Here is a 19,307-nt window from a genome sequence, read left to right as displayed (position 1 = left end):
CATGAGTCAATATTTATTACAGTGCGAAAACATCAGTAAATTTTACCAAGAAGGCGACCTCCGAACGCAGGTACTAAAAGGCGTTTCTTTCGCTATGCGGCCGAATGAATTGGTCGCGATTGTCGGCAGTTCGGGATCGGGCAAAAGTACGCTTTTGCATACCCTAGGCGGGTTGGATCAACCAAGCAGTGGCGAAGTGTTTATCAAAGGCCGCTCTTTGCAAAAAGCTTCCGCAGCAGAATTAGCGAAATTGCGTAATCAAAACCTCGGTTTCGTGTATCAATTCCATCACTTAATGGCGGATTTTAGCGCTTTGGAAAATGTGATGATGCCGCTGCTAATTGGTAATCAAAATAGAACCGAAGCTAAAGATCGTGCGGAACAAATGCTCAATGCGGTGGGCTTGGGGCACCGCATTGAACATCGCCCTTCGGCATTGTCCGGCGGTGAACGGCAACGGGTGGCGATTGCCCGAGCATTGGTGAATCACCCAGCTTTAGTGCTTGCCGATGAGCCGACCGGAAATTTAGATCACAAAACTACGGAAAGTATTTTCGAGTTGATTCGGCAACTTAACCAAGAACAACATATCGCCTTTTTATTGGTTACCCACGATATGGACTTAGCGGGAAAATTATCACGTCGCCTAACTATGCAAGACGGCGTGCTAAAGGAAAACTTGTAATGAATACGCCATTTTTTATTAGCTGGCGTTATCAACGCGGCAAGCAAAAAAATCCTCTGGTGGCGCTCATCGCAAAATTTTCTGCTGTTGGCATCGCCCTTGGTGTTGCGGTGTTGATTGTCGGCTTGAGCGCGATGAACGGTTTTGAGCGTGAACTTAATCAACGCATTCTCGCCGTCGTGCCACACGCGGAAATTACGATTAATCCGAATGCCAATGAGGCAACGATTAATCACAAAGATATGTTAATTTCCCGTTTAAAAATGAACGAAAAAATTGTTGCACTTTCGCCTTTTGTCAGCTTTACCGCATTGGTAGAAAATGGCAGTAAGTTGAAAGTGGTGCAAGTGAAAGGCGTGGATAAAGACGCCGAAGATCAAGTCAGTTCTCTCGGAAAATACGTACAAGATGACGGTTGGCAACGATTTGGGAAGGAGGGCGGTTTAGTACTCGGCTCGGGCATCGCAAAAGATTTAGAAGTAAATGCCGGCGACTGGGTTACGTTGTTAATTTCACAACAAAATGGCACGGAGAAGGTGTCGCAACCTCATCGCGAACGAGTGCAAGTGACCGGTATTTTGCGCTTAGACGGTCAGCTTGATCACAGCTATGCCTTGCTTTCTTTGTCACAAGCGCAGGAATTATTAGGCTATCAGGCGGTGCAAATCAGCGGCGTTGAATTGAAAGTCGCCGATCCGTTTAAAGTTCAGGAACTGGATTATTCTGCGTTAGGTGATTATCCGCAGTCGCTTTATGTACAAAATTGGATTGCTAAATTTGGTTATATGTATCGCGATATTCAGCTTATTCGTAGCGTGATGTATATCGCGATGGTGTTGGTAATCGGCGTAGCATGTTTCAATATCGTTTCCACGCTGATTATGGCGGTGAAAGATAAGCAGGGCGATATTGCGATTTTGCGAACATTGGGGGCCAATAACGGTTTTATTAAGCGTATTTTCATTTGGTATGGCTTGCAGGCGGGGATGAAAGGTTGTTTGATTGGGATTGTGCTGGGCGTGTTGTTCGCGTTGAATTTGACGAGTTTAATTCAAGGCTTGGAACGTTTATTCGACAAGAAATTACTTTCCGATGGCATCTATTTTGTGGATTTTCTGCCGAGTGAGCTTCATTGGCAAGATGTCTTGCTTGTTTTAGCGGCAGCGTTACTCCTCAGTCTGTTGGCAAGCCTTTATCCGGCGAATCGGGCTGCCAAACTTCAACCGGCTCAAGTTTTGAGTAATCATTAATTCAGCGTTAAAATATTTCTAATGAACTAGTTTACTAGTACATAAAATAAGTGTAGAGTACCCCACATATTTTTTATTAAACATAAATAATTATAAGAGAGTGATTATGACGAAAGAAAAAATTGAAATTAAAGTGGCAAATGACGACACACGTATTGAAAAAGTAGATCAGGTTTTACCGCCTATTGCCTTATTGGAGAAATTTCCGGCCAGTGAAGAAGCCGCCGCATTAGTTCAACGAACCCGTCATAAAGCGCATAATATTATTCACGGCGAAGATGATCGTTTATTGGTGATTATCGGCCCTTGTTCCATTCACGATCCGAAAGCTGCGCTTGAATACGCTAACCGCTTAAAACCGTTACGCGAAAAATATAAAGACAGCCTTGAAATCATTATGCGCGTGTATTTTGAAAAACCACGCACTACGGTCGGCTGGAAAGGTTTAATTAACGATCCGTATTTAAACGATACTTACCGTTTAAACGACGGTTTACGCATCGCGCGTAAATTGCTTTCCGACATTAATAATCTCGGCGTGCCTTCCGCCGGTGAATTTTTGGATATGATTACACCGCAATATGTGGCGGATTTTATGAGTTGGGGCGCAATCGGGGCGCGCACAACCGAATCTCAAGTTCATCGTGAACTTGCCTCTGGTTTATCTTGCGCAGTCGGTTTTAAAAATGCCACCAACGGGGGCGTGAAAGTGGCGCTTGATGCTATTGGTGCGGCGGAAGCACCGCATTACTTCTTGTCGGTAACTAAATTCGGTCACTCCGCCATCGTTTCCACCAAAGGTAACGAAGACTGCCATATTATTTTACGTGGTGGCGATAAAGGCCCGAATTATCGCGCGGACGATGTGGCGGCAGTTTGTGCCAACATCGAAAAATCCGGCCGCGTGCCGCACGTAATGATTGATTTCAGTCACGCCAACAGCAGTAAACAGTTCAAAAAACAAATGGATGTATGCGAAGACGTATGCAAGCAAATCGCCGGTGGTTCAACGCAAATTTTCGGCGTTATGGTGGAAAGTCATTTAGTCGAAGGGCGCCAAGATTTGATTGACGGCAAAGCCGCGACTTACGGTCAAAGCATTACCGATGCCTGTATCGGTTGGGAAGATAGCGAATTGTTGCTTAAACAATTATCTGACGCCGTACTGGCTCGCCGTAAAATCAATTCATAATTCTAATCGCGCTCAAATTCCGAGCGCTGAAAACAGCACCGCATTGGCGTGGGTTCCAATGCGGTGCTGTTTTTGATATCCACCGATTGCCGAAAAAAGGAGCGCGCTATGCAAGATATGATCAATGGACTGTTAATCGTTTTAGCGCCGATGTTATCGGGTTATGCGATAAAAATTAAAAATAACAAGCAAATTGCGAATATCGATCATATCGTGATGTTTTTGCTGTATATCATTTTGTTTTTAATGGGCTATTTGTTGGGACAACTTGATGATCTCGAAAACCAATTACCGATTATCGGCAAAACGGCGGCAACGCTTTCCGCCATTATTCTGGCTTCAAATTTGTTCGGGTTGATGCTTTACGATTGTTTTAATCCCGCCGTGCCGCTTAAATCGAAAGCTAAAATCGATTTCCGCCGGCATGCTTTAATCGACTCCTTTAAGCTTTCCGGCACGGTGGTTATCGGTACGCTATGCGGGTGGTTGTTTAAATCTCATCTAATGTTGCCCGCCGGCATTAATCTTTATGTGTTGATCGTGCTGATTTTTTTCGTCGGCATTCAACTGCGTAATAACGGTATTTCTTTAAAAGAAGCGCTATTTAATAAGCGCGGCTTTCAAACCGGTATCGTGTTTACCGTGACTTCTTTGTGTGGCGGCATAATTGCTGCATTTGTACTGGCCATGCCGATTACGCAAGGCTTGGCGTTTGCTTCCGGAATGGGGTGGTATTCTTTATCCAGCGTGGTGTTGACCAATGCCTGGGGGCCGGTGCAGGGCGGTATCGCATTTTTTAACGATTTATCGCGCGAAATTATTAGCCTCTTTGCTGTTCCGCTTTTTATGCGGCATTTTCGTTCCACCGCAATCGGCATCACCGGCGCCACCGCATTGGATTGTACACTGCCGATTATCCAAAAGTCCGGCGGCATTGAAGTAACGCCGATTGCCATTTCTTTCGGTTTTGTCACCAATATTTTACCGCCGCTTTTATTGGTCTTTTTTTCCAGTATTCCCATTTAACCCATAATGATAATTTTTCCGGTTAAATTGATGCCCGTTATCTAAAGGAGCAGAAGATGCAACAAAAATATTCAAATCTTACGATTAGCCTGGTGTGGTTTAGTGCCGCTATTTCCATGGCGGAAATTCTCACCGGCACTTGGTTTTCTCCATTAGGCTGGCGACAAGGACTACTGGCAATTGTATGCGGCCATCTTATCGGCGGTGCGATGTTCTTCTGCGCCGGTTTTATCGGTGCGAAAACTCAAAAAAGCGCGATGCAAACAGTACAAATTTCATTTGGGCGAAAAGGCTCGGCGCTGTTTTCCGTGCTGAATTCATTACAGTTAATGGGATGGACGGCGGTGATGATTTATATGGGCGCGGAAGTCATTTCCATTTTAAATCGACAAGGTATTGATAACGCCTTTTTTCCCTTATTTACTCTCGGTTTAGGCTTGCTGATTATCATTTGGTTACTGCTCGGTTTTACTAATCTGGGGGTAATCAAAAGTGTTTCGCTCGGCACCATGTTTCTATTAATGCTTTGGCTTACGTTGCAGATTATTCGGCATGATTTCATACCGATGGAGAGCCAGGCGATTAAATTCGGTACAGCGGTCGAAATCGCTGCAATTATGCCATTGTCTTGGATTCCGGTGGTTTCCGATCACACCAAAAATACTCAAACGCCGTTAAAAACCACGTTACTTTCCGCGCTAATTTATACGCTCACGAGTTGCTGGATGTATTCCATCGGACTCGGCGCCGCATTGGTGACCGGCAAATCGGAAATTTCGCAAATCTTGGCGCTTTCCGGCGTCAGTATTGTCGGTGTATTGATTGTCGTCACTTCCACTATGATCAACACCGCATTGCCCGCCCATTCGACGGGCATGAGCTTGAACAATATTTGGCCGAAATTAAACGTAAAAGTGCTTTCAATTTTAACCGTGCTTGTGGGCACCGCATTGGCGTCTGCCTTACCGGTGACGCAATACGAACATTTTTTGTTTTTTATCGGTTCGGTTTTTGCGCCAATGATTGGCGTATTAATGGCGGATTTTTTCGTATTTAAACGAACCGAGCCGCGTAACACATTGGACGCGGTTGGCTTAACTCTCTGGTTTATCGGTTTTGTGCTTTACCGTGTGTTAATGTGGCTGGAATGGGAAAGCTTGTTGGGGTTGACTTTTCCGGTGATTCTATTGACTTTTGGGCTTACCATCGCGGTGAGAAAATGCTTTTGGAAGTAAAGATAAAAAAGAGCGATTGTGATCGCTCTTTAGTTTATTTTTTCCAAATGACATGAAATTCGCGTTCATCTTCGCGGTGAGAAATTAAGAATTTAGCGAATACATTGTCCATTTCGTCATCAGCATTAACTAAGCCAATCCACACTTCGGCAAAGGCCTCGGGGTCAATGAGCACGCCGATTTCCTGTTCCCAATCGTCCGCTGTTTCCACAAATTCCACTGCGCCGTGATCTTCAAATTGCAGATTAAACAGCACAATATCCGCCGGATCGAGATTTTCCCCCGCCATTTCCAAGAAAATATCGTAAGCGATATTAATTGCCGTATCGGGATCGAGTTTTTGAATATCAGTTGTCATGTTGTGTCCTTGTTCGATAAAAGCCGAGCGGTATCATACCGAAATCACAAAGACGGTCAAATTTCTCGGCGTTTACGGTGTTATAGCCGCCATTATACAAAGTCGGCAAGGGCACATTTTGTTCGGGTTTTGGTTGAATTGCCGAGTTCAAAAATAGCACCGCATTGGAAGCACTTCCAATGCGGTGCTGTTGGCGTATGTCAGATAATCGCAGCGTTATCCGACTTATTTTGGCCGGTGCAGAATTAACCCGTATTGCGCATACCCGCTGCAATGCCGGTGATGGTGATCATCAAAGCTTGTTCCACGTCAGGATTCGGCGCTTGCGGATTTTCGCGCAAGCGGTGAAGCAATTCCACTTGCAGAAGGTTAAGCGGGTCAGTGTAAATATTGCGTAACGCGATGGAATCGGCGATCCACGGCAAATCGGACATCAGTTCGCTTCGATGGGAAAGCGAGAGTACGGTTTGAATGTCCGCCCGTAGTTGTTCGCGCAAGCTTTCACCTAAATACCAAAGCGATTTTTTAACCAAGCGTTGGTCATATTGTTGCGAAAGCCAAGTGTCGGTTTTACTGAATACCATTTCCAGCATTCCGATGCGGGTGGAGAAGAACGGCCAGTTGTCGCACATTTCACGGATAAGCCCGCCTTTGCCGCTTTCAATCGCCTGACGCACTGATGCGCCGGCACCAAGCCAAGTTGGTAACATTAAGCGGTTTTGCATCCAGGCAAAAATCCAGGGAATAGCACGCAAACTTTCTACGCCGCCGTTCGGATTTCGTTTTGCCGGACGGGAGCCGAGCGGTAATTTGGAAAGTTCTTGCTCCGGTGTAGCGCTACGGAAATAAGGCACGAAATCTTTATCGCCGCGTACCACGTTGCGATAAATCTCGCAAGAAACCGCGGAAAGTTCCTCCATCACATCGCGCCATTGCGGTTTAGGTTCCGGTGGCGGTAACAGGTTCGCTTCTAAAATCGCGCTGGCGTACAGATCGAATGTTTCTACCGCTACAGCAGGCAAACCGAGTTTAAAGCGGATCATTTCTCCTTGCTCGGTCACGCGTAACCCGTTTTTGAGCGAACGCGGTGGCTGGGAAAGTAAGGCCGCGTGCGCCGGTGCGCCACCTCGCCCGATAGTGCCGCCACGACCGTGAAATAAGGTGAGTTCAATACCCAGTTTTTCCGTTAAGTTGACCAAGGCTTCTTGTGCGCGATATTGCGCCCAAGAGGCTGCCATCATGCCGGCGTCTTTTGCCGAATCCGAATACCCGATCATAACCATTTGACGATTATTGATGACGCCACGATACCAGCCGATATTAAACAGTTGGCACATGACTTCTTCGGCAGCGTCCAAGTCGTCTAGGGTTTCAAACAACGGCACGACAGGGATATGGAACGGCACGCCGGCTTCTTTTAACAATAAATGCACGGCAAGTACGTCCGATGCGGTGCGCGCCATGGAGATAATGTAGCAGGCGATAACGCCGGCTTTTTGTTCGGCGATAACTTTACAGGTATTTAAAATTTCTTGTGTTTCTTCCGATGGTGTCCAATTTCGCGGAATTAACGGACGGCGCGAGCTGAGTTCTCGAATCAGAAAGGCTTGTTTGTCATCTTCCGTCCATTGAGAATAATCACCTAAGCCAATATAGCGAGTGATTTCCGCAATGGCCTCAGTGTGACGCGTGCTTTCTTGGCGAATATCCATTTGTGAAAGCGTCACGCCAAAGCAGCGAATGCGGTGCAAAATATCCAATAACGAACCGTTTGCGATAATCCGCATACCGCATGCAATAAGCGATTGATAGCAATCGTAAAGCGGTTCCCAAAGCTGATTGTCTGTCAAAATAATGTCGTCTTCGGAAAAGCGTGGCGCACGATCAGCCAAACGATCGTCGAAATAAGCAAGGGTGTCGGTAAGCTTACCACGCAAGCCTTTTACTACAGCGCGATAAGGTTCTAAATGATCACCGTATTTGGTTCGAAATTCATTGGTGCATTTCGTCATAGAAAGTTCGTCGGCGAGTTCGCTGATGTCTTGTAAGAATAAATCCGCCGCTTTCCAACGAGCAAAGTGTAAGACTTTGCGGGTGATTTTTGCAGTTACAAAGGGATTACCGTCACGATCACCGCCCATCCAAGAAGAAATTCGCACCGGTTTTAAACCTACCGGTAAATCGTAACCTAAAAATTTGCGCGCGTTTTCATTTAATTGACGCAAAAATTCCGGTACTGCTTGCCATAAGCTGTTTTCCAACATCGCAAAGCCCCATTTGGCTTCGTCGAAGGGGGTTGGGCGAACGGTACGGATTTCATTAGTGTGCCAAGCTTCGGCGATGAGACGTAGCAATAAACGCTCAATTACATTACGTTCTTTTTCGGTTAAATCGTCATGCTCCAATTTGCTTAAACATTTGTTGATTTCAACGTGTTTATGAATCAGTGAACGACGGGTAGTTTCTGTCGGATGCGCGGTTAACACCAGTTCAATTAAGAGCTTTTCGATGGTTTTATAAACTTTTTCTTTCGAGGCGTTTTCCGCTTTTAAACGCTGAAACAGCGCTTGTAACGAACGATCCGCTGGTGCTTTTTGCGAATGTTCGCGCGAGATAGTTTGATATTGTTCGGCAATATTAGTGAGATTTAAAAATTGGCTGAAAGCACGCGCTACGGGGATAATGTTGTCGGTTGAAATATTGGCGAGGGTAGTAAGCAATTGTTGTCGCGCATTATCGTCTCCTGCACGGGAGTCGCGCGATAATTTGCGAATGCTTTCAATCAGTTCCAAAATATCAGCGCCTTGCGCATCGTTAATGGTTTCTCCGAGAAAACGCCCTAACATATTGATGTTACTGCGTAGCGTGACATATTCTTGTGTCATACAAACTCCTGAAAAGTAAAATTTAAAAAAACGGGCACAGGTATAACTAAAAATAGGAGGAGGGTCAAATTCTATTAAAAGAAAACTTGGTAAAAAATAGAAAAATTAAGTTTAATTTAAAAAATAACCGCATTTCCTAGTTTTTATCTAGAAAATGCGGTCGTTTTTTTGAGAGTTATAAAAGTGTTTTGACGGATTTACGCAATACTAATTCAGGGTAGATGTCAATGCGGTGCCCGTGAGGAAGTTCATTTTTATCTTTTTGTGCAATACGCTCGAACAATAAATTGACCGCTTGTGCGCCCAAACGCGATTTGGATTGATGAATCGTAGTTAAGGGTGGCGCGTAAAAACGGGAGGCGTGAATATTGTCGTAGCCGATAATGGAAATATCGTCCGGCACGCGTAGGCCTTTTTCAGTAATCGCTGAAATCGCACCGAGCGCCATGACATCGTTGCAACAGAATACTGCGCTTGGTAATTCCTCTTGCTGCAAAATTTTGTTCATACATTCGTAGCCGTCTTCCGGCTCGAAATAGCCTTCCGTCACCCAGTTTTTATTGATGGTTAAACCTGCCTCGCACATCGCTTTTTGAAAACCTTCGTAACGGGTGCGAGCGGTGGTTTTGCTGAGTTCGCCGGCGATGATGCCAATATTTTTATGACCGCAATCGATTAAATGTTTGGTCGCGAGATAGCCGCCACTAAAACTGTTATCTTCAATGATGTCCGTATTGCCGTTCGGTCCCCAATCCATTACCACCATTGGTACCGAAGCAAAATTAGACAATAAGTCCAACGAGCTTGGGGTATATTCCGAACACATTACGAGCAAGCCGTCTACGCGTTTTTTGGCTAACATTTCCAAGTGGTTTTTGATCTTTTCCGGTTCGTTTTGCGTGTTGCATAAAAACAGTGAATAACCTTGACGGTAGCAATGTTCTTCCACCGCATGAATAATTTCCGCAAAATACGGCGCTTCACTGGTGGTTACGATCATGCCGATGGATTTGGTGGTATTTACTTTTAAGCTGCGCGCTACGGCACTCGGCGAATATTTTAAAATTTTAATGGCTTGATGAACGGCTTCTTCTGTTTCTTTCGCCACAAATCGGGTTTTATTAATTACATGGGAAACAGTGGTAGTGGACACGCCGGCCATTTTCGCCACATCTTTAATAGTTGCCATATGAGATACCCTTAGAAAAATTTTTCCCATTATAAGGATTGCAGGGGAATAGTTAAGCAAAGGATAAAAATTTTTTAAAAAAGATCGTTTTTTTTCTTTTTCTTGCTAGAATGACGACCGTTTTAACGCATCAAAAAAGGAGCAAAAATGAGTGATTTTGGTTATGCCATGATTATGGTGGTATTTAGTATGACTATTGTTGTAGGGTTAGCTGTTTCAATTTTTTAATTGGAATGATATTTGTGAAATCACCGCATTTTGCATCAGGTAAAATGCGGTGATTTTTTATGTTTTTTTGCTTGAAAATCAAAAATATGGTAAAAATAGCGCCGATTTATTCATTTACAAAACTAGGAAGCAAAATGTCAAACTTACAACAAATTATCGAAAATGCCTTTGAAAAACGTGGTGAAATTACGCCGAAAACTGTTGATGCGCAAACGCAAGCCGCCATTGAAGAAGTGATTGAAGGCTTAGACAGCGGTAAATACCGCGTCGCCGAAAAAATTGACGGTGAATGGGTTACTCACCAATGGTTGAAAAAAGCGGTGTTGTTATCCTTCCGTATCAACGATAATCAACTCGTTGACGGGGCAGAAACCAAATATTACGACAAAGTGCCGTTAAAATTTGCCGATTACACCGAAGAACGTTTCCAAAAAGAAGGATTTCGTGTGGTGCCATCCGCGACCGTGCGTAAAGGCGCATATATTTCCAAAAACTGTGTATTAATGCCGTCTTATGTGAACATTGGTGCCTACGTTGGTGAAGGTACGATGGTAGATACCTGGGCAACGGTCGGTTCCTGTGCACAAATCGGTAAAAACGTGCATTTATCCGGCGGTGTAGGCATCGGTGGCGTATTAGAACCGCTCCAAGCCAACCCGACTATCATCGGCGATAACTGCTTTATCGGTGCCCGTTCTGAAGTGGTAGAAGGGGTCATCGTGGAAGAGGGTTGTGTGATTTCCATGGGAGTATTTATTGGTCAATCTACCAAAATCTACGATCGTGAAACCGGTGAAGTCTATTATGGACGTGTACCGGCAGGTTCTGTAGTAGTTTCCGGCAGTCTTCCGAGCAAAGACGGCAAATACAGTTTGTACTGCGCAGTTATCGTGAAAAAAGTTGATGCCAAAACTTTAGGTAAAGTTGGCATTAATGAATTATTGCGCTCTATTGAAGAATAATTTAAAAAATAAAAAACGACCGCACTTTGTGATGTAAAAGTGCGGTCGTTTTCTTTTCTAATCAGCGAATTACTTCTTTCTTGCCAACATTGTTACAAATTTCATTTTATAGCGATTACCGTTTTCATCGGTTTTGTGCAATTCGCCCATATTTTCGTTATATTCTAAAAATTCCCAACCTTGGTAATAGTTTTTCAATTCGTTTTCAGCGAAAGTAAAAGAGAATGGAACCGGGCATGGTACTTCCGGTGTGGACATAGCGGCAACGATAAGGTTGTAACCGCCCGGATTGGTATGGCTTTGCATGTTTTCGATGATTGCCGGTACACGGGTGCGATCCAAGAACATGAAGACGACGGTAGAGACGATAAAATCGTAATTTTCTTGAATATTGGCATCGTTGATGTTGTAAAGCGCGGTCTGAATTTTTAGATTTTCTTTTTCTTTGGTTTCGTTCAAAAACATGAGGCTATTTTCGTTGTGATCCCAAGCGGTGACATCATAGCCGAGCAAACTTAAATAGAGTGAGTTACGCCCTTGTCCGCAGCCTAAATCCAATACTTTGCACGGTTTGATGATTTTGGTGGCATCCATCACATCGCCATGAGTGGCAGTCATATTGTATTTTTTGCTGAAGTAATCTTCTTTTTTGCAGTAAAAGGCAAGAGAGCATTCCAAGTCATCAGTCAACGCTTCAATGCGGTGCCAAATTTGAGGTTCAACAAAAGGAATGTCGCTTTCAGGCGTGAAAATATGTTCGGCAATCACATCGCCATTTTCGTTAAGTTCGTAGAATTTAAGTTTGCCTTTTAGCACCGTCAATTTTCCCCAAGTGCCGACTTTGGTATTGTGCTTTTCTTGGAACATTTGTGGCAATTTATCTTTTGTCCAAACCGGCATTTGTTTATAGCAAATTAATTCATTTTTCATAATGTTTCTCCAAATAGGTAAATAGTTGAGAATTATACTAGGTTATGAACGCATTTTTTTCAATTAGAAAATAAAAAAAGCGACCGAAGCCGCTTTAATTTGTTTGAAAGGAATTATTTTACCTGCATACCTGCCGTCACGCCGCTGTCGGCGGAAAGCAAGAATAAATCGCTGCCGCCTGTGCCGGCAGAAAGAATCATGCCTTCTGACACACCGAATTTCATTTTGCGTGGCGCAAGGTTTGCTACCATAATTACAAAACGACCTTCTAATTCTTCAGGTTTTGAATAAGCCGCTTTGATGCCGGAGAACACTTGGCGGGTGTGATCGCCGAGATCCAATTCAAAGCGCAGCAGCTTGTTGGATTCAGGCACTGCTTCGCATTTCAAGACTTTCGCGACACGCATATCGAGTTTAGCAAAATCATCGATGGTGATGCTTTCGGCGATAGGCTCAACATTAGTGTTTTCAGAAGAAAGTGCGGTGGATTTTGCTGCTGTTTTTTCTGCCGCTTTATTGGCTTCTGCGTCGGCTTTAGCCGAATTGGCAAAGAGCGCTTTGGTTTCTTCCACCACCGCATCAATTTGTTTTTTCTCTAAACGTGAGAATAATGCTTTAAATGGCGCGAGCGTATGACCAAGCAATGGCTGATTGATGTTGTCCCAACGTAATTCTGTTTGTAAGAAGCCTTCAGCGCGTTCAGCCAGTTTCGGCAACACCGGTTTTAAATAAGCCATTAACACGCGGAAAAGCTCGATGCCCATTGAGCAAACCGCTTGCAATTCCGCTTCTTTGCCTTCTTCTTTCGCAATCACCCAAGGGGCTTTCTCGTCGATATATTTATTGGCTTTGTCGGTCAATGCCATAATTTCGCGGATCGCTTTGTTGTATTCGCGACTTTCGTAATAAGTGGCGATTTGTTCTGCTTGCGCAGTAAATTCCGCAAATAGGGTTTCATCTTCTAATTTATCGGCAAGTTTGCCGGCAAAACGTTTTGCGATAAAACCTGCGTTACGTGAAGCCAAATTCACCAACTTATTCACAATATCCGTGTTTACGCGTTGTACGAAATCTTCTAAGTTAAAATCTAAATCTTCAATGCGGTTGTTGAGTTTTGCCGCGTAGTAATAACGCAAGCATTCCGGATCGATGTGATTCAAATATGTACTCGCTTGAATAAAGGTGCCACGCGATTTTGACATTTTCGCGCCATCCACGGTGACATAACCGTGTGCAAAAACGTTAGTCGGTTTACGATAGCCACTGCCTTCTAACATTGCCGGCCAAAACAGACTGTGAAAATACACGATGTCTTTGCCGATAAAGTGATACAGTTCCGCCTTACTGCCTTCCGCCCAAAATTCGTTGAAATCAATGCCTTCGCGGTCGCAAAGATTTTTGAAGGACGCTATATAACCAATTGGCGCATCCAACCAAACATAGAAGAATTTATCTTTTGCCCCCGGAATTTCAAAGCCGAAATACGGCGCATCGCGAGAAATATCCCATTGTTGTAAACCACTTTCAAACCATTCTTGCATTTTGTTAGCGATTTCAGATTGAAGCGTTCCGGAATGTGTCCAGTCTTGCAACATTGCTTCAAATGCCGGTAAATCAAAGAAGAAGTGCTCGGATTCTTTCACAATTGGTGTTGCACCGGAAACGACAGAACGTGGATTGATTAAATCCATTGGGCTATAAGTTGAAGCGCACACTTCGCAGTTATCGCCATATTGATCTTCCGCTTTGCATTTCGGGCAAGTGCCTTTCACAAAACGATCCGGCAAGAACATATTTTTTTCAGGATCAAACAGCTGAGAAATCACTTTACTTTTAATGAAACCGTTGGCTTTTAATTTATTATAAATTTCCGCGGTGAGCAGTTTGTTTTCTTCGCTGTGCGTGGAGTGATAGTTATCAAAGCTGATATTGAAACCGGCGAAATCACGCGCGTGATCGGCTTTTGCGCGCGCAATGAGTTCTTCCGGCGTAATCCCGAGTTTATCGGCATTCAACATAATCGGTGTGCCGTGTGCATCATCGGCACAGACAAAATAGATTTTATTGCCACGCATACGTTGAAAACGCACCCAAATATCCGCTTGAATATGTTCCAACATATGGCCTAAATGAATTGCGCCATTGGCATAAGGCAGGGCACAAGTCACTAAAATTTTACGGGGTTGATTTGACATTTTATTCTCTTTTATTAGGCAAAAAATTGGGCGGTATCTTATCTGAAAAAAGGCTTTTTTTCCAGTTGGAAAACTGAGGGAAAGGTAAATTAGAGATTAAATTTAATGGTTAATGCCTTTTGGTAAAAACGCATAAATTAACACATAAGGTTCTGCGACTAGAAATTTAACCGAATGACCGTTTTTCAAAGGAAAAATATGAAATTGACCGTCACGATAAGCTGCTGCAACATAACTTAATTTTCCTGCCAGCTGCTCTATTTCGTTAATGAATTGATCCGCTATTTCCATATTTTGGCTTTGGCTATAAATATATTCTGCTTTATCTAAAAGTTGAAAACGCGCCATTTCAGACCAGCGAACGATATAATCTTGCTTCATCGTTTCAATGCCTTACGTAAATCCGCGACTACTTCTTCATGTGAATAGGTTTTAATTTCATCATTCAGTACACTTTGTAAAAAACGTTGTTCTTCCGTTAATGATTGTTCAAAACGTGACAAGATTTTCTTTTGAAAATCAGTGTTAGCTTGTGATTGAGGTTTAATATGTTGCATATATTTTCCTGTTTATTTTAATTTGTTAACTATTAGATGAGATGGATTGTATAGTAACGAATAGTTAGATCTGATACAAGAAATAAGCGAATGGGATAAAAGAATAAATCAGAAAAAGACTTTTCAAAAACTTTAACTTAACACACCGCACTTTCCGTGGTTTAATAGCCGCGTTTAAATATCCCGACAAATTTACTCTACTAAACAGAAAGGAAGTTTTATGACAACCTACTTTTCCGACAATCTAACCGCTGAACAGCAAACCCAAATTCAACAAATTCTTCAACAATTCCAACATCCAAGCCTGCAAAAAGATCTGATTGCGCTGAATACTTTAAAAAAAGTGGAAAAGGGTGGCGAGATCTTACGCATTGAATTGCAACTGCCTTTTGCATGGAATACGGGCGTAGAGGCGTTGAAAAAAGCCGTTTCTGACGCTTTATTAAAAGCAGCGGATTGCAAAGAAATTAAATGGGCGGTGAATTATCAAATTGCCACCCTGAAACGCGCGAATAATCAACCGGCCGTAAAAGGCGTGAAAAATATTATTGCCGTCACGTCGGGCAAAGGCGGTGTGGGAAAATCCAGCGTGTCCGTCAATCTAACCCTTGCATTACAAGCCCAAGGTGCGCGCGTAGGGATTTTAGATGCAGATATTTACGGCCCGTCCATTCCACATATGCTGGGAGCACCGCATCAACGCCCGACTTCACCGGATAATCAACATATCACGCCGATTAAAGCGCATGGTTTATCGGCAAATTCCATCGGTTTCTTAATGGATGAAGACAGCGCAACCATTTGGCGCGGCCCGATGGCAAGCAGTGCGTTAAGCCAATTATTGAACGAGACTTTGTGGGATAGCTTGGATTATCTTGTCATTGATATGCCTCCTGGCACCGGCGATATTCAACTCACGCTTTCCCAACAAATTCCGGTAACGGGCGCCGTAGTGGTAACCACGCCGCAAGACATCGCTTTATTGGATGCAGTGAAAGGCGTTTCAATGTTTGAACGCGTATCTGTGCCGGTGCTTGGCATTGTAGAAAATATGTCGATGCATATTTGCAGCAACTGTGGCCATCACGAAGCCATTTTCGGCACGGGCGGCGCAGAAAAAATGGCAGAAAAATACAAGGTGAAAGTGTTGGCGCAATTGCCGTTACATATCCGCATTCGTGAAGATCTGGATAAAGGCAATCCAACCGTGGTGGCAGCTCCTGAAAGCGAAATCACCCAAGCCTTCTTACAACTCGCCGAAAAAGTTTCCACCGAGCTTTACTGGCAAGGTTCGGTAATTCCAAGCGAGATTTTATTTAGAGAAGTGAAATAGTGAAATAATTATTAGGGCTGTGGTGACAGCCCTTTTTTTATATTTAAAAACGATTTAATTTTTGATCGCACTTTTCAACGGAGAAAACTATGACAAAACCAATTTGCGTCGTGTTGACCGGCGCGGGCATTAGTGCCGAAAGTGGAATTCCGACTTTCCGCGCGGAAGATGGATTATGGGCGGGGCATAAAATTGAAGAAGTTTGCACGCCGGAAGCTTTGAAAAGGAATCGTGCCAAGGTGTTGGAATTTTATAACGAACGCCGCCGCAACGCACAAGCAGCTCAACCGAATGCGGCACATTTAGCGTTGGTGGAGTTGGAAAAAGCCTATGACGTTCACATCATCACGCAAAACGTGGACGATTTACATGAACGGGCTGGTAGTAAAAATGTACTTCATTTACACGGCGAACTTAACAAAGCGAGAAGTAGTTTTGATCCTGATTATATTGTTCCTTGTTTTGACGATCAGAAATTAGAGGACAAAGATGAAAATGGCTATCCAATGCGTCCGCACATCGTCTTTTTTGGCGAAAATGTGCCGATGTTGCCGAAAGCCGAAGAACTGGTGAAAAAAGCGGATATTGTGATTGTCATCGGTACATCATTGCAAGTTTATCCGGCAAATGGATTGGTCAATGAAGCGCCGAGTCGGGCAAAAATTTATTTAATTGATCCGCATCCGAATAGCGGGTTCATTCGTCAACAAGTTGAAATTATCGCGATGAAAGCCGGAGCGGGTGTTCCAAAAGTAGTAAACGCGTTATTGAAGTAAAAGAACTCCTTATATTTATTGCCATTCAAATGTCATTTTGCAATTCGGCTCAAAAAATCAACAAAATATACTTGTCTTTTTCTTAAAATTTCACCAGAGCTACCTGATTTCATTTACAGGAGAGAACGATGAACAGTCAAATTCAAATTTATCAATCGGAAGACGGACAAGTTTCGTTACAGGTTTCGTTGGAAAATGAGACGGTATGGCTTAATCAACCTCAAATGGCAATGTTATTTGATACGAGCACCGACAATATCAGTTTGCACTTGAAAAATATTTACGCAGAAGGTGAGCTTGATGAGAATCTAACTACCGAGGATTTCTCGGTAGTTCGCCAAGAGGGAAAACGTCAGGTTAAGCGTACGTTAAAACACTATAACCTTGATGCCATTATTTCCGTAGGTTACCGCATTAGTTCTAAACGGGCGAAGAATTGTTTTATCCGAATGTGGCCAGTCGCGCGGCGCATTTGTTGTATTTCGTGATCAAAAATCACCCGCTTGCAGACGGAAATAAACGTACCGGTTCTTTCTTGTTTTTGTGGTACTTGCATTTGAATCAACATTTATTGGCAAAACCGGTAGAACGGCTGATTAACGAAAATACCCTTGTAGCATTGGCGTTGTTGGTGGCGGAAAGTTTGCCGGAGCAAAAGGAATTGATGATCAAATTAATCGAGCATTTTGTTGAAATAAAGCAGCATTAGCCTAGCAAAACAGCACCGCATTGAAGCGGCTTTCAATGCGGTGCTGTTTTGAGAGGAGAACGTCAATTTTTACTGCCCCATATTCTTCACCGATTGCAAAAATCCCTGCGCACTGTCAAATACGGCAGATTTGCCTTGCGCTTGCAAAATCATATCAGACATTTCCCGAAATGCGCCTTTGCCGCCTTGGGTAGAAAGGACATAATCCGCCGCATTTTTCACATAACTTGGCGCGTCGGCTACCGCGAAAGCAACGCCGCACACGGCGAATGCCGGCAGATCCACGCTATCATCGCCGATATAAGCGGTTTGTTCGGGCGTAACGCCGGCTTGTTTCATTAAATCAAAACAGGCGCTTTCTTTTTCTAATTTACCGAGGAAAAATAATTTAATGCCGAGATCGGCGATTCTACGGCGCAAAACGGCAGAATCTCTGCCGGATAGCAAGGCGACTTGAATACCGGCGTTCATCAGCATTTTCATACCTAACCCGTCACGCACATGAAAACTTTTGATCGCTTCGCCATTGGCGTCATAATGCAGTTGTCCATCGGTCAGCACGCCATCCACGTCGGTAATCACCAATTTAATTTTTTCTAATTTTTGTTGCATGATGCTTCCTTAGCTTGGGTTTCCTTAGCTTGAAAATTCCACTAATCCGACCACGCGATTTTCGTCATCCACCACAACCAACGAGTGAATTTTCTTCGCTTTCATCAACTCGTCCGCTTTGGCTAAAAATTCCTCTTGATGAATCGTTTTCGGCGAACGGGTCATAAAATCTTGCGCGGTTTTGTTCAGCGTGTCGGCACCGTTTGCGGTTAAGGCGCGGCGAATGTCGCCATCGGTGATAATGCCTTTTAGTTGTTGGTTTTCCATCACTAAAGCCACTCCCATTCGACCTTCATTCATTGCGCTTAAACAGTCCGTAAAATTGCTGTTCGGCGCAATAACCGGCAAGCGCGTTTGCATTTGGTCTTTCACTTTGCATAACAAGCGGCGTCCAAGGCTACCGCCCGGATGGAATTTGGCGAAATCTGCCGGTTGAAAATCGCGCGCGGTGATCAAAGACACCGCTAACGCATCACCGAGAGCCAGAGTGACTAAGGCAGACGTGGTCGGTGCCAAATTATTCGGGCAAACTTCGCGTTCCACCGTAATATCCAATACATAATCCGCGTGACGGGCCAACGTCGAATTTTTATTACTGGTTAATGCAATAATTTGATTACCGAAATTTTTCAGACTCGGGATCAGTTTGTTCACATCGTCCGTTTCGCCGCTATAAGAAATCAGCATAACAATATCAATCGGTTTAAGCATACCCAAATCGCCGTGAAAGGCTTCTGTCGGATGTAAAAAGAAACTTGGTGTGCCGGTGGAGGCAAAAGTCGCCACCATTTTTTTGCCGATTAAACCGGATTTACCGATGCCGCCGATAACTAAACGTCCTCGGCAAGCCAAAATCAATTCCACGACTTGATTAAAGTCATCGTTCAAACGTCGACTTAATTGCGTCAATGCGGTGCTCTCCACGGCAAGCGTGTCGCGAGCGATTTGTAGATAATTCATAACCATCCTAACCTGCGTTGAAATGGCGCTATTTTAGCTGAATGGCATCAAAAAACGAATGAAAAATTATGTCGTCTTGCTGATGCGAGAGCTTACGATATTGCGCCTGAAGCTATGATATATGCGCATTTAAAATTCGTTAGGTTTTATTGACCGTACTTTTGTTAATCTCTATACTACGCGCCGAGTTGGTTAGACAATCGCTGGTTTATTGAAGCCCTTAAC

Annotated in this window: 17 protein-coding genes and 1 pseudogene; 9 read left to right on the top strand and 9 right to left on the bottom strand. The window is 43.8% G+C overall.

Annotation, left to right across the window (positions count from 1 at the left end; all coding sequences use genetic code 11):
* Position 1: 1 nt before the first annotated feature.
* The 5 genes from lolD (at position 2) to cytX (ending at position 5,388) form a co-directional block, all read left to right on the top strand.
* A complete protein-coding gene (gene lolD / locus ACO59Y_RS02970) occupies positions 2 to 685 on the top strand; it encodes a lipoprotein-releasing ABC transporter ATP-binding protein LolD (RefSeq protein ID WP_486130502.1) in 684 nt (227 codons plus the stop codon).
* Positions 685 to 1,935 carry a lipoprotein-releasing ABC transporter permease subunit LolE gene (gene lolE / locus ACO59Y_RS02965; protein WP_486130500.1) on the top strand — a complete coding sequence of 417 codons (1,251 nt, stop codon included), beginning with the start codon at positions 685 to 687 and terminating at the stop codon, positions 1,933 to 1,935. Before lolD ends, lolE begins: the two co-directional genes overlap by 1 nt.
* 106 nt (positions 1,936 to 2,041) lie before the next feature.
* Entirely contained in the window at positions 2,042 to 3,127 is a 1,086-nt protein-coding gene (gene aroG, locus ACO59Y_RS02960) for a 3-deoxy-7-phosphoheptulonate synthase AroG (protein WP_486130498.1), read from the top strand.
* Between the two features lie 108 nt (positions 3,128 to 3,235).
* A complete protein-coding gene (locus ACO59Y_RS02955) occupies positions 3,236 to 4,153 on the top strand; it encodes a LysO family transporter (RefSeq protein WP_486130496.1) in 918 nt (305 codons plus the stop codon).
* Positions 4,154 to 4,209: 56 nt separating this feature from the next.
* The gene (gene cytX, locus ACO59Y_RS02950; RefSeq protein WP_486130494.1) at positions 4,210 to 5,388 is read left to right on the top strand and encodes a putative hydroxymethylpyrimidine transporter CytX; all 1,179 of its coding nucleotides are present in this window, start codon (positions 4,210 to 4,212) and stop codon (positions 5,386 to 5,388) included.
* Positions 5,389 to 5,422: 34 nt separating this feature from the next.
* Here cytX and ACO59Y_RS02945 read toward each other — a convergent pair whose 3' ends face one another.
* From ACO59Y_RS02945 to purR, 3 genes are all read right to left on the bottom strand, one after another.
* Positions 5,423 to 5,746, bottom strand: a complete 324-nt coding sequence (locus ACO59Y_RS02945) for an HI1450 family dsDNA-mimic protein (RefSeq protein WP_486130492.1) — start codon at positions 5,744 to 5,746, stop codon at positions 5,423 to 5,425.
* Between the two features lie 245 nt (positions 5,747 to 5,991).
* Positions 5,992 to 8,631, bottom strand: a complete 2,640-nt coding sequence (gene ppc / locus ACO59Y_RS02940; RefSeq protein ID WP_486130490.1) for a phosphoenolpyruvate carboxylase — start codon at positions 8,629 to 8,631, stop codon at positions 5,992 to 5,994.
* Positions 8,632 to 8,806: 175 nt separating this feature from the next.
* Positions 8,807 to 9,820, bottom strand: coding sequence for an HTH-type transcriptional repressor PurR (gene purR, locus ACO59Y_RS02935; protein WP_486130488.1), 1,014 nt, complete (start codon positions 9,818 to 9,820; stop codon positions 8,807 to 8,809).
* Between the two features lie 362 nt (positions 9,821 to 10,182).
* On the opposite strand from purR, the gene dapD reads away from it, so the two are divergent.
* Complete coding sequence (dapD, locus tag ACO59Y_RS02930; protein ID WP_486130486.1) at positions 10,183 to 11,010, top strand: 2,3,4,5-tetrahydropyridine-2,6-dicarboxylate N-succinyltransferase; 828 nt, start codon at positions 10,183 to 10,185, stop codon at positions 11,008 to 11,010.
* Positions 11,011 to 11,079: 69 nt separating this feature from the next.
* Here the strand turns inward: dapD and tehB are convergent, their stop codons facing one another.
* The 4 genes from tehB to ACO59Y_RS02910 all read right to left on the bottom strand — a co-directional run bounded on the left by tehB (position 11,080) and on the right by ACO59Y_RS02910 (position 14,692).
* Positions 11,080 to 11,940, bottom strand: a complete 861-nt coding sequence (tehB, locus tag ACO59Y_RS02925; protein WP_486130484.1) for an SAM-dependent methyltransferase TehB — start codon at positions 11,938 to 11,940, stop codon at positions 11,080 to 11,082.
* 113 nt (positions 11,941 to 12,053) lie between these two features.
* The gene (metG, locus tag ACO59Y_RS02920) at positions 12,054 to 14,135 is read right to left on the bottom strand and encodes a methionine--tRNA ligase (RefSeq protein WP_486130482.1); all 2,082 of its coding nucleotides are present in this window, start codon (positions 14,133 to 14,135) and stop codon (positions 12,054 to 12,056) included.
* A gap of 102 nt (positions 14,136 to 14,237) precedes the next feature.
* Positions 14,238 to 14,516, bottom strand: a complete 279-nt coding sequence (locus tag ACO59Y_RS02915; RefSeq protein WP_373604207.1) for a type II toxin-antitoxin system RelE/ParE family toxin — start codon at positions 14,514 to 14,516, stop codon at positions 14,238 to 14,240.
* On the bottom strand, positions 14,513 to 14,692 hold the full coding sequence (locus tag ACO59Y_RS02910) for a hypothetical protein (protein WP_486130480.1): 180 nt from the start codon (positions 14,690 to 14,692) through the stop codon (positions 14,513 to 14,515). The genes ACO59Y_RS02915 and ACO59Y_RS02910 overlap by 4 nt, the downstream gene beginning before the upstream one ends.
* Positions 14,693 to 14,912: 220 nt before the next feature.
* Between ACO59Y_RS02910 and apbC the strand changes: the two genes are divergently transcribed.
* From apbC to ACO59Y_RS02895, 3 genes and pseudogenes are all read left to right on the top strand, one after another.
* Positions 14,913 to 16,025: an iron-sulfur cluster carrier protein ApbC gene (gene apbC / locus ACO59Y_RS02905; protein WP_486130478.1), complete on the top strand. Its 1,113-nt coding sequence runs from the start codon at positions 14,913 to 14,915 to the stop codon at positions 16,023 to 16,025.
* Between the two features lie 89 nt (positions 16,026 to 16,114).
* On the top strand, positions 16,115 to 16,801 hold the full coding sequence (locus ACO59Y_RS02900; RefSeq protein ID WP_486130476.1) for a Sir2 family NAD-dependent protein deacetylase: 687 nt from the start codon (positions 16,115 to 16,117) through the stop codon (positions 16,799 to 16,801).
* Between the two features lie 128 nt (positions 16,802 to 16,929).
* A pseudogene (locus ACO59Y_RS02895) lies at positions 16,930 to 17,510 on the top strand (virulence RhuM family protein/type II toxin-antitoxin system death-on-curing family toxin).
* A gap of 69 nt (positions 17,511 to 17,579) precedes the next feature.
* On the opposite strand, the gene ACO59Y_RS02890 reads toward ACO59Y_RS02895, so the two are convergent.
* Together ACO59Y_RS02890 and ACO59Y_RS02885 are read right to left on the bottom strand one after the other, a co-directional pair.
* A complete protein-coding gene (locus ACO59Y_RS02890; RefSeq protein WP_486130474.1) occupies positions 17,580 to 18,122 on the bottom strand; it encodes a KdsC family phosphatase in 543 nt (180 codons plus the stop codon).
* 24 nt (positions 18,123 to 18,146) lie between these two features.
* The gene (locus tag ACO59Y_RS02885; protein WP_486130472.1) at positions 18,147 to 19,082 is read right to left on the bottom strand and encodes a KpsF/GutQ family sugar-phosphate isomerase; all 936 of its coding nucleotides are present in this window, start codon (positions 19,080 to 19,082) and stop codon (positions 18,147 to 18,149) included.
* Positions 19,083 to 19,307 lie beyond the last annotated feature (225 nt).

It is taken from the genome of Rodentibacter sp. (genome assembly GCF_057314195.1).
This window is presented reverse-complemented; position numbering and strand designations above follow the sequence as displayed.